An 11,483-nucleotide genomic window follows, 5' to 3' on the forward strand; every position below is an offset into this window, starting at 1 on the left:
AGTCCTAAATAATAAATGATTTATGATAAATTGATTTTCTTAATAATATAAATTACTTCTTCGCGATTTTTACTCAGCCTGTACCCCATTCTACCCAACAATTCTCCTTCCTTTCCTTCTTCATATTTCAGATCAGATTCGGTTAACAGTGAAAACTTTTCTTTCAACTGCTTTGAAAGCATTTTCCAGTCACCCGTAATTTTAAAAGATTCGTTACCATTATTGTGATTTGTGTCCATAATTTGGTGTATTAGGTGTAATTGAATTATTACTATACAAAGATCATCACTTTTAAATGGGTACTCTTGTCAATTGTTGTAAAAAGCTTATACATATCACGGGTATTGATGCTATTTCGCATTTAATTACTCTTCAGAGAAGCTCGCTAAATTCATATGTTGAAATGAAAATTGGAAAACAAACTGATTGTTGGAATGAAAAGGCTGAGAAAGTATGATTTATACAACAAATAAAAAGATAAGTATACATCTTTTCTTATTTTATACATGAACTTTACCATATACTAAATCAAAAAGAAAGAGAAATATGTCAAAAGAGAAAAATGGTAAAGGTAAAACGGCACCCATGAAAACAGCAAAGGAGAAAAGAGCCGATAAAGTATTGAAAAGGAATGTGAAAGAGGAAGTAGATGAAAAACAAAATGTTAAAAAGCCATAAGCCGGAACTCAGAATATGAGAAAAACAGCCTCTAATTACAGAGGCTATTTTAAAATCTAACAATTAAAAAAAGAAAATTTATTTTTCAACCTGCGGTATTTCAATTGCTGATAATATAAGCCTGTGCTCTTCCAGTTCAAGGAATAGACTTTTAGATTCAGCGGTGAAAAAGGATGAAGTTTTAAATAGACTAGCATAATAAGTAATGCCTTCTAAAATATTTTTTTTGAATACATTCCATTTTTTAGATTGAGAATGAGTAATGTTTATTGATGCGTTACTCATTTCTTTTTTCAAATGGTCAATATACATTTTCAATTCATTGATAAACATATTCGGACGTTTGATATCGGACAGGATATTGGTATTTCCGTAAATATGCTTCACCATTTCGTTCAGCGATACTTCTTTATCGAAAAAAGCAAGATTAGGTCCGGGGCAGATAACGACGCCTTGCTTTTCACCTTTAGTTTCGATGTGTTGTTCAAGGTAAGCGGAATTGACCAATCCTACACAAAGACAGGCTTTGTCGGTGATCTCTGTTTTTCTTTTATGGAACTGATCTTTTGTTAAGGAATGTTCTTGTGCATACAATTCCTTCAACTTAATATCCTGGTATTTTTTAGAAGCTGTGCATGTTCCCTTAGGAGAAAATTCCTTACTTAGTGCAAGAAGTTTTTTAGGACAAGAGCTTCCATATTTTTCAACAGCTTCTTTTTTATATTTTAATATTTCATTTGAGGTTCCTCGTACTGTATTAAAAGGAACTCCTAGTGGCGAAATATTACTTAGATAAAAATCTTTTTCTTTTGATTTTATCAGAAGCTGTCTGGTTTCTGTGTCTACTGAAGTGGCTTCCGGGACCAACAGAAAAGGTGAGCCCCATCCGACGCTGTCGACATCATAATTCTTTAATAAAAATTCATGTTCTTCAGCTGTGCCTACTCCACCTTGTACGGTAATTTTCATTTCCAGCGGTTCTGTAATCGGATGCCTGCCTTTTTGTGCTAAAGCAGTTACCATTAAAGCATGGGCAGACTGGATCAGCTCGTTTTTTTTCTGCTTAAATTCTTCCATAATAGGACCTAATAATAATCCTTCGGTAGCGAAAGCGTGTCCACCGCAATTCAAACCGGATTCTATTCTGTATTCGGAAATCCAAAGCCCTTTTTTAGCCAGAAAATTTCCCTGGATCATAGCAGAGCGAAAATCGCTCACTTTCAGTATGATTTTCTTTTTCAAAATACCGTTGGAGTCGGGAAAGAAATCGTCAAATTCCTCAATATAACTGTACAGCCGCGGATTCAGTCCTGCAGAAAGCACCATAGAAGAAGATAATTTACTTTGTGCAAATCCGCGTAAAGAAGCGTGAGCATCGTTATAGATTACAGGAAGTTGTTCATTTTTTATGAAATTATCTTTATCCACTTTTGTCATAATATTGACATCGATGCTTCCCGGTTTAAGATGGGTTTCAATAAAATTTTTAATATGGCTTCCAGCATTATCTTTCTGTTCCAGAAGAATCTGTAACCCATTTTTCAAAACGGAAGTATTGGGAAGCATTCCTATAAAATTCTTGAGTGTTTCTTTATTCCGTGTGATCTCCTGTTTGAAAGACTCAAACTTTTCATTCACGATGTCATCCACCATATCCAGATAGGCTGTAATTCTTTTGGCTCTGTAATCTTCTGTCTTTGTTGAGATTCCGATATAATCCAGATTGAATTTCTTAGTGTAGAAATTTTTCATTCTCTCAATAATCTCATCATCTATAATGGAAATAACGGAGGAAATTCCATATTGAGCCACCCGTATAGGACTGTCTATAGTATACGCCAGCCCCATAACAGGAATATGGAAGTTGTGTAAAGGTTTATTTGTCATTGTATTTTGATAAAAATTCTTGCTTTTTAATACTTATAAAGCTATCATTTTACCGGTAATTATGCATTGAATACTATTTTTAATATTGAAAACATGTTAAATATCATACGGATATAGAGAATTAATATAAAATTCCATTTATTTTATACGATTTTCTACTAAAATATACGAATAGGGTAAGTTAGAATAAAGATTGGTGGTATATTAGCATAGGAAAAACCCGGTAATTGATGTAAATCATCTCCGGAAAGATATACCTTTAGAAGAAATTCCATCAAACTTAAAGAATATAATGATACATCAACTTCAACGTGAACAGCAACTTTATTGTGATATTGAAACCGCCTGGAAGTTTTTTTCATCAGCGAATAACCTGTCTGAAATTACGCCAAAGGATATGAATTTTATTGTTCTAACAAAACTGGAGGATGATGAAATCTATGAAGGAATGTTGATAGACTATTACATCTCTCCTTTGTTAGGAATTAAAATGAGATGGCAGACTGAAATTAAACAGGTTTCTTTTCAAAAGAGCTTTACAGATTTCCAGAAAAAAGGCCCTTATAAATTATGGAATCATTTTCATGAATTTATTCCTAATGAAAACGGAGTATTGATGAAAGATACTATTGATTATGAACTCCCGATGGGATTTTTGGGTGAAATTGCCCATGGTCTTTTTGTGAAAAAGAAACTGGAACATATTTTTAACTACCGCTATCAGGTATTAAATAAGTTGTTTAATAGGGATTTGTAACAGTTTATATAACAATCAATTAAATCATTTAATTGATGTTAATAAAAAAGTAGGACAAGGCGAGCTTATCCTACTTTTTTATGATTTAATAACCGGGTAAATCTAATTAACCCCACCACCCAAAGCTCTGTAAAGGTCTACTTCGGCATTCAGCTTTTCAAGATTGGTATTGATGTATTCAAGGTCATTTTGCAGTTTATTATTTTGCGCAGTGATTACTTCTAAATAATTGGCCATTCCACTCTTATACAATTTGAGGGCGTCATTGATTCCTTTATCTAAAATCGCCGTTCTTTCCTCGAGCAGTACCAGCCTTTCGGAAGTACTTTGAGATTTAGCCATGGCGTCTGATACTTCTGCTACAGCAGTCATCATGGTTTGTCTGAAGCTGATGGCTGCTTTTTCCTGTTCGATCAGAGCGGTTTCATAGGCTGTCTTAAACTGTCTTTTTTGTAAAAGAGGTAATGCAAGATTAGCGGCCAGCGTTTTAGTCAGTGATCCCGGAAGATCGAACCACGAATTGAACTTATAAGAATTAATCCCAATCTGTGGGCTAAGGCTGATGCTTGGATACATTGCCGCTTTTGAAAGACCGGTTTTCGCATTGAAACTAATCACTGTCAGTTCAGCTGCTTTCAAATCTGGTCGACGGCTTAAAAGCTGAGCAGGAACTCCTTCCGATAATTGATTTTCAGGGACCATATTTTTTAAATTGTTTCCTCTTGCAATCTTACCCGGATATTCACCACAAAGAATACTCAGGGCATTCTCCTGCACAGAAATATTCTGATTAGCCATTGGAATCAGGAGCTCAGCTGTTTTTTTCTGAGCTTCCGATTGTTGTATCGCCAGTGAGTTAATTTGCCCCGATGTAAACTGGAGTTTCATCATCTGTAAAGTACGATCACTTAATTCAATATTATTCTTGGCAATTTTTAGCTGTTCGTCCAGGCCGATCAGATTGTAATATGCCTGGGCAACCTGTACAATGATCCGGGTTTTGAGGGCGGTCATATTTTCTTTTTGAGCAAAATATTCAGCTGCTGCGGATTCCTTCTGCATTTTTGTTTTCCCCCAAATGTCCACCTCCCATGAAAATTGTACGGTAGCACTGAAATCATCAATATATTTGGTTCCTATAAACTGTTCATTAAGTGAACCGTTTAAACTGTTTTTGGATGGCCACGCCCTGTTAGCTCCGGCACTGAAATCTACTGTAGGCATGATGTTATTTTTTGCCTGCTTATAAGCCAAATCTAACTGCTCCATATTTTTAAGCGCTGTATGAATTTCATTATTTTTCATGAGCGCTTTCTCTATAAGACCGATAAGCTGTGGATCTTTGAAAAAGGTCTTCCATGGCAGGATAATGGTATCCCCTGTTATCTGGGAAGTTTCTTTATAATTTTCGGGTATATTAAGCTCCGGCCGGGTATATTTTTTCCCTACGGTACAGGCGAGCAGGAAAGATGCTATAATACCTGTGACAAGGAAGTTTTTTATATGTGATGGTATCATTTTACTTATTTTGATGGTATAACATTCTGTTTTTTAGATGAAAGCTTTTCATCAATGTATTGGAAAAACATGTATAGTACAGGAATTACAAATACTCCCAGTATTACTCCGCTCAGCATTCCCATGGCTGCACTTACACTGATCGATTTATTACCTGAAGCCATCCCTCCTGATGAAAGCATCAAAGGAATCATTCCTACGATAAATGCCAGAGAGGTCATAATAATTGGACGTAATCTGGATCTCGCTCCTTCCACGGCTGATTCGAGAATAGACATTCCTGACTTTCTGCGCTGAACAGCAAACTCAACAATAAGGATGGCATTTTTGGCTAAGAGGCCGATAAGCATAATAAGTCCCACCTGTACATAGATGTTGTTATCAAACCCTATTGCTTTTATTCCCAGAAAGGCTCCTATAATACCTGTAGGAATAGAAAGCATAACGGCCAGAGGAAGGATGTAACTTTCATATTGAGCTGCAAGAAGCAGGTAAACAAAAAGAAGACAAAGCCCGAAAATAGCGGTAGTCTGATTTCCTGATGATTTTTCTTCCAGACTCAGTCCGGTCCATTCATAGCTGTAATCAGAAGGTAGTTTTTCCAACGTTTTTTCTAATTTGGCCATCAATGCTCCATTACTTACTCCCGGCTTTGGTGTTACATTAATATTCAGTGAATTATATAAATTATAACGTCCTACGGATTCAGGTCCATACACCTTTTTTAAAGTAATCAGAGTATTAGCAGGAACCATTTCGCCTTTATTGTTTTTGACAAAAATATCATTGAAGGCATCTACATCCATTCTGAAAATACCATCAGCTTTGATATTGACTCTGTAAAATTTCCCGAATCTCGAAAAATTCTGTGACTGATCTCCTGAAAAGTAAGTCTGAACACTTCCCAACAGATTGGAAATACTTACGCCCAGCTGTTTAGCTTTATCTTCATTTACTTCCAGCTCCATCTGCGGATAATCTGCCCTGAACATGGTATATGCAAAAGCAACTTCCGGAGTTTGCATAAGCTGTCCGATAAGTTCATCAGCTTTTGCCTTAAGGATTTGGGGGTCTCTGCCCATTCTGTCCTGAAGAACGATTTCAGCATCATTAGTCATTCCATATCCTTCTACAGGAGGCATTCTGAAAGTCATGACGCTTCCTTCCTTGATCACCGATAGTTTTTCATTGATGATTTCCATAAGCTCATCAATATCCTGTACTTTCTCCCTTTCTTTTTTTGGTTTTAATTTTACAAACCCCATGGCATAGGCAGGTCCTGAACTATTGCTCAATAAATTATAACCTGTAATAGAAGTATTTTCATCAATAGCTTCCACTCCTTTTAAAATCTTATTAATACTGCCAGAAACCTCTGTAGTTTTCGTTAATCCTGTTCCGGGAGGCATACTTAGAGTGTACATAAACAAACCGTCATCTTCCATAGGCACGAAACTTTTTGAAGTAGAAGTCATCAGCCATGCTGCAAGAGCGATTACGCCTACAACCAGTCCCCCGCCAATCCACTTTTTATGGATGAGAAATTTCACTCCTTTTACATATCGACCGGTCATATTGTTAAAGCTTGCATTAAATGCTGTAGCGAACCTTTTTCCAAAGGTTTTTTTCTCACCATTAGTATCATGGGCATGGTTGTTTTTTAAGAATACGGCACATAAAGCAGGGGTTAACGTCAAGGCGTTTACTGCAGAAATAATGATGGCAATGGCTAATGTATAAGCAAACTGCTTATAAAATAATCCTGCAGATCCTGACATGAATCCGATCGGAATAAATACCGCTGACATAACCAGGGTAATTGAAATTACAGCTCCTGTGATTTCGTTCATCGCTTTATGAGTAGCTTCTTTTCCTGTAAGGTTGGTCCCTTCCATATTACTGTGCACGGCTTCTACCACAACAATGGCATCATCGACAACGATACCGATAGCTAAAACAAGAGCAAAAAGTGTTAATACATTGATGGTGAATCCTAATACCAAAAGGAAAAAGAATGTACCTACAATAGCTACAGGAACAGCAATGGCTGGGATAATTGTCGACCTGAAGTCCTGTAAAAAGATAAATACAACGATAAAAACAAGGATAAAAGCTTCAATTAAAGTAGATTTCACCTGACCCGTTGCTTCATCCAGTCTCTCTTTTGTACTAATCACTTTGCGGTATTTTACTCCCGGAGGAAAAGATTTAGATAGCTGTTCAATGGACTTATTAACCCCAATTTCTATTTCATTGGCATTGGATCCTGTGGTCTGCATGATAGCAACGGTTACAGCATTTTTACCATTGGAAAGGTTATCTCCACTGTAAGAAATGGAACCAAATTCCACTCTGGCTACATCTTTAAGCCGGATCAGCTTTGTTCCATCATTTTTAACGACAATGTTTTCAAACTGCTCAGGTTTATTTTTTTTCCCTTTATATCGCATAACATATTCCAATGAAGCATTGGATTCTTCCCCGAGTTTACCCGGAGCAGATTCCAGACTATGGTCTGCAACTGCGTTTGAAATGTCAGCAGGTTCCAATCCGTAAGATGACATTTTCTGTGGATTCAGCCAGATTCTCATGGAGTAATCTTTAACCCCGAAAACCTGCGCCTGGCCTACACCTTTTACTCTTTTTATCTGTGGAATAAGATTGATATTGGCATAGTTCTGCAAAAAGGTTTCGTCGTATCTTGTATTGTCATCCGTATAAATATTAAACAACATAATCATGCTGTTTTGCTGCTTTGAGGTAGTCAGTCCCATTCTTACCACTTCCTGGGGTAAAATAGGGGTAGCCTGCTGTACTCTGTTTTGTACATTAACGGCAGCCTGGTCAGCATTGACTCCCTGCTTAAATATAATTGAAATCGAGAACGTTCCATCGTTACTCGCATTCGACTTGATGTATTCCATGTCTTCTACTCCATTGATCTGTTCTTCCAATGGGGTAACTACAGAACGGATGACGGTTTCGCTGTTTCCTCCGGGATATGATCCTGAAACCATGATCGTAGGAGGTGATATATCCGGAAATCTTGTTACGGCGAGTTTGCTAAGACCTATAATTCCAAGAATAACAATGATCAGGGAAATTACAGTTGCCAATACCGGCCGGTCTATTATTTTTTTTAACATGTTTTGATTTTCTGAGAATGAAACATTATTTTCACTATTTTGAAGGGATGATTTTAGGAAGTACTAAAGCACCTTCCGTAAGAGCATCGATTCTGTTGACTGCAATCTTATCACCTGCTTTTACTCCTGAGGCAACAAAATAGTCATTGATCGTACCTCCTGAAATCTCGATCGGAGACATCACTACCTTATTTTTAGAGCTCAGTTTATAGACAAAGAATCTATCCTGAATATCTTTTACTGCGGTTTTTGGAAGCTTGATAACGTCATCTATGGACTGATGAATCATCACTTTTGCTGTTCCTCCGGCACGTAATAATTTGTCAGGATTCTGAAAGATCGCTTTCATCTGCATACTCCCGGTACTGCGGTCAAAATTACCACTGGCATTTTCCAATTGTCCTTTATAAGCATACGTAGAGCCGTCCGGAAGGATAAGGTCAACATTTCCCGTATGATCTTCAGAAGCGATTTTTGCTTTGGTATATCTGAGGAAGTCTGCTTCATTCATTGAGAAATATACATTTACTGTATTGATATCCGATAGTGTGGTCAATGGTGAAGGATCAGAAGGACTAATCAGGTTTCCGGTCCTGTTGGGTATTCTTCCGATGTATCCGGCTACCGGAGCTTTGATATAAGTAAAGCCTGCATTGATTCTTGATGATCCTAAAGCTGATTTAGCCTGGTCAACCTGTGCTGTAGCTGCCTGATAACTGGCTTGTGCTGTTTTTAACTGCATTTCGGAAACCACCTCTTCTTCTACCAATGGCTTTAGCTTTTCTACTTCAAGTTTGGCGGTGGTCTGGTTGGCTAAAGCTGTTTTGAGAGCTGCGTTACTATTGTTGACCTGTTCATTATACACCGAAGGATTAATTCTGAAAAGCGTCTGTCCTTTTTGGACATACTGTCCTTCCTTTACATATACTGCTTCCAGATAGCCGGTGACCTGGGCTTTAATATCTACATTATCCCGTCCTTCAATACTTCCGGGATAACCGGATGAAATATCTGCATTTCCGGATTGAAGTTGGATAAAATCCGTTGGGAGTGCTGATACTTGTGAAGTTGCTTCCTGGCTGTTTCCTGAATTACATGAATGTAAGAAAACTGCTGCTGTGAGTACGAATAGAAAATAACCTTTTTTATAGTTCATGAGCTGTGATTTACTGATTACTTACTACAAAATAATCGTAAAAAAAGGTCATTAATAGAAGGAAATTTAGTGAAACAGCATTATTTAGAGGTGAAACGTTTAATATTAAAAATGAAAAGAAAAGTGGTTTAATTGATATTTCATTCTTAATTTATGAAACCGAAACGAAGTGAATATAGAATTCCATCTTTGCATTAGATAGGTGATCTGGCAAAAGATGTATTTTCTAAGATTTTCCGTTAGAATAAAACACTAGTATTTAATTCTAAACATCAGTTATTGAAAAGTATCTTTAGCTCAAAATTGATGCATGCATTGTTTAATAATCCATCCATGCTTTTAATGCTGATGCTTTTTCCCTGCTTACAATCACTTCAATATCCGGATGCTTAAGAAGTTCAAGCTTAAGTTTTCCATTGAAATGATTAAATACTTGTTTTACAGAATCAATATTGATGATGAATTGCCGGTTGGCTCTGAAAAATATTTTAGGGTCGAGCTGTTTTTCGAGTTCTTCAAGGGTTTGAGGAACACACTCTGTACTACCTGTTTTTAACACTGCTTTATTCACTCCTAATTCGGTGAAGAAATAAAGAACATCTTCTGCAAGCAATGTTTTGTAACCGTCACGATGTGCCAGCAAAAACCGCTTCCTATAGTCTTTAGGTTGTATGTAGTTCAGTAATCCTTCTATAGCAGTTCCTACATAAGGAATTGCTTCCATAAAAGTTTCGTATTGTTTAAGCGCAGCTTCCAGTTCGTCTTCTTCTATAGGTTTTAGGAGATAATCGATACTGTTATACTTAAATGCTTTTACCGCATATTCGTCATAAGCAGTGGTGAATATAACCGGGCATTTGATCTCGATTTGATTAAAAATTTCAAAGCTTAACCCGTCTGCAAGCCGGATATCCATCATAATCATATCAGGAGTTGTATTTTCCTGAAGCCATTTCACCGAGGAAGCTACAGAATCTTCCACAGAAACAATTTCTGCTTGAGGTCTTAATTTTAAAAGTAATCTTTGTAAACGGTCTGCATTGGGTTTTTCGTCTTCTACGATTAAGATCTTATTAAGTTTCATAATAATGGTATTTTAGCGATGAAATCTTTTTCTGTTTTTAGTATCAGCGGTTTTCTCTCTCCCAGTAATTCAAACCGGTTCATGATATTTTTTACCCCTACCTTGGCTGATGCGGTTTTATTAACCAATGGCGATAAGGTATTATAAACCACAAGGTTTTTGCTGGGTAAAGTATATATTTTTATTTCTAATGGGTTAGATTTCAGGGTCTGGTTGTGCTTGATAGCATTCTCTACCAAAAACTGCAATGTTAATGGCGGGATCAGCATGCTTTTGTAGTTCTCATCAATGGAAATATTGAAGACTACTCCATCTCCTATTCTCTTTTTAATAAGGAAAATATAGGAATCCAGAAACTTAAGTTCTTCTTCCAATGCGATGCTGTCTTTTTTTGAATTGATCAGGAGATAACGGTATACTTTAGAGAAATTCTCTGCATATTCATATCCTAACTGTTGGTTTTCCAGAATAAGCTCAGATAATACACTGAGATTATTGAAAATGAAATGAGGGTCGATCTGTAATTTCAAAGCCTGGAGCTCTGCTGCCATGGCAGCCTGTCTGTGTTTGGATGCTCTAAGCTTATGCTGGCTGACTTCAAGTGCTGATTTTTTCCAGTTTTCCAGCAAAAAATCTCCCGTATTAATGGCACTTATAATTAATGAAACAATAATATTGGTGGCAATCCACTGCCCGAGTAAGGTCATCTCTTTACGGTAATCAATTTCGGGCATGTTTTCCGTTTTAGAAAAGATATAATTGATGATGATGACCAGAAGAACACTTCCTATGATTTGAAGAAAGCCTTGTATAAAAACCCTGTTGATATTGCGGTTACTCCACGGAAGCAATTTATTCAGCTGATGGTCAATGAATATGCTCACTTCGGAAATGATAATGGAAAATAGCGCTACCCAAAAGAGGTCATTGATCAGAAAATACAGAGGCTGATTGATATATCCTTGCCAGGCCGGATCAAAGGGATCCATCAGATAGGAAAATATATAAAATGAAAATAAAGCCACTGTCCAGATCAATAATCTTTTTTTAGTGGCTGAAAGAATGAGTTCTTTTCTTATTTTACTTCTTCTTTTCATAGAAAGAATACGGTTTCAGGTTTAATGATTTTGTAAATATAGATATTGATCTTTAAAAAGTCCTTTGATTTTTCGTCAAGCAGGAAAAATTTGACCTGAAATGCTAAATGAATAGTTTAAAACGTTGTCCCTATATTAGAGTATCTATTATTTTAGGGCC

9 protein-coding genes are annotated in these 11,483 nt (G+C 36.6%); 2 read left to right on the plus strand and 7 right to left on the minus strand.

The features are described from left to right. Window positions 1-20 precede the first annotated feature (20 nt). A complete protein-coding gene (locus tag CJF12_RS03995) occupies window positions 21-239 on the minus strand; it encodes a CsbD family protein (protein ID WP_034684949.1) in 219 nt (72 codons plus the stop codon). A gap of 307 nt (window positions 240-546) precedes the next feature. Between CJF12_RS03995 and CJF12_RS20335 the strand changes: the two genes are divergently transcribed. Continuing rightward, on the plus strand, window positions 547-678 hold the full coding sequence (locus CJF12_RS20335) for a hypothetical protein (protein WP_262483414.1): 132 nt from the start codon (window positions 547-549) through the stop codon (window positions 676-678). A 78-nt stretch (window positions 679-756) separates the two neighbouring features. On the opposite strand, the gene CJF12_RS04000 is transcribed toward CJF12_RS20335, so the two are convergent. Continuing rightward, the gene (locus tag CJF12_RS04000) at window positions 757-2,565 is read right to left on the minus strand and encodes a hypothetical protein (protein WP_034684946.1); all 1,809 of its coding nucleotides are present in this window, start codon (window positions 2,563-2,565) and stop codon (window positions 757-759) included. 292 nt (window positions 2,566-2,857) lie between these two features. Between CJF12_RS04000 and CJF12_RS04005 the strand changes: the two genes are divergently transcribed. Next, window positions 2,858-3,322: an SRPBCC family protein gene (locus tag CJF12_RS04005; RefSeq protein ID WP_034684943.1), complete on the plus strand. Its 465-nt coding sequence runs from the start codon at window positions 2,858-2,860 to the stop codon at window positions 3,320-3,322. Between the two features lie 102 nt (window positions 3,323-3,424). Here the strand turns inward: CJF12_RS04005 and CJF12_RS04010 are convergent, their stop codons facing one another. The 5 genes from CJF12_RS04010 to CJF12_RS04030 all read right to left on the minus strand — a co-directional run bounded on the left by CJF12_RS04010 (window position 3,425) and on the right by CJF12_RS04030 (window position 11,323). Beyond that, window positions 3,425-4,840, minus strand: a complete 1,416-nt coding sequence (locus CJF12_RS04010) for an efflux transporter outer membrane subunit (RefSeq protein ID WP_034684942.1) — start codon at window positions 4,838-4,840, stop codon at window positions 3,425-3,427. A gap of 5 nt (window positions 4,841-4,845) precedes the next feature. Then, window positions 4,846-7,986, minus strand: a complete 3,141-nt coding sequence (locus CJF12_RS04015) for an efflux RND transporter permease subunit (protein WP_034684938.1) — start codon at window positions 7,984-7,986, stop codon at window positions 4,846-4,848. Window positions 7,987-8,020: 34 nt separating this feature from the next. Next, window positions 8,021-9,142 carry an efflux RND transporter periplasmic adaptor subunit gene (locus CJF12_RS04020; protein ID WP_034684937.1) on the minus strand — a complete coding sequence of 374 codons (1,122 nt, stop codon included), beginning with the start codon at window positions 9,140-9,142 and terminating at the stop codon, window positions 8,021-8,023. Between the two features lie 319 nt (window positions 9,143-9,461). Beyond that, on the minus strand, window positions 9,462-10,226 hold the full coding sequence (locus tag CJF12_RS04025; RefSeq protein ID WP_034684936.1) for a LytR/AlgR family response regulator transcription factor: 765 nt from the start codon (window positions 10,224-10,226) through the stop codon (window positions 9,462-9,464). Continuing rightward, on the minus strand, window positions 10,223-11,323 hold the full coding sequence (locus CJF12_RS04030; RefSeq protein ID WP_034684934.1) for a sensor histidine kinase: 1,101 nt from the start codon (window positions 11,321-11,323) through the stop codon (window positions 10,223-10,225). Before CJF12_RS04030 ends, CJF12_RS04025 begins: the two co-directional genes overlap by 4 nt. Window positions 11,324-11,483 lie beyond the last annotated feature (160 nt).

It is taken from the genome of Chryseobacterium piperi, from assembly GCF_002285635.2.
GTDB classification, from domain to species: Bacteria; Bacteroidota; Bacteroidia; order Flavobacteriales; family Weeksellaceae; genus Chryseobacterium; species Chryseobacterium piperi.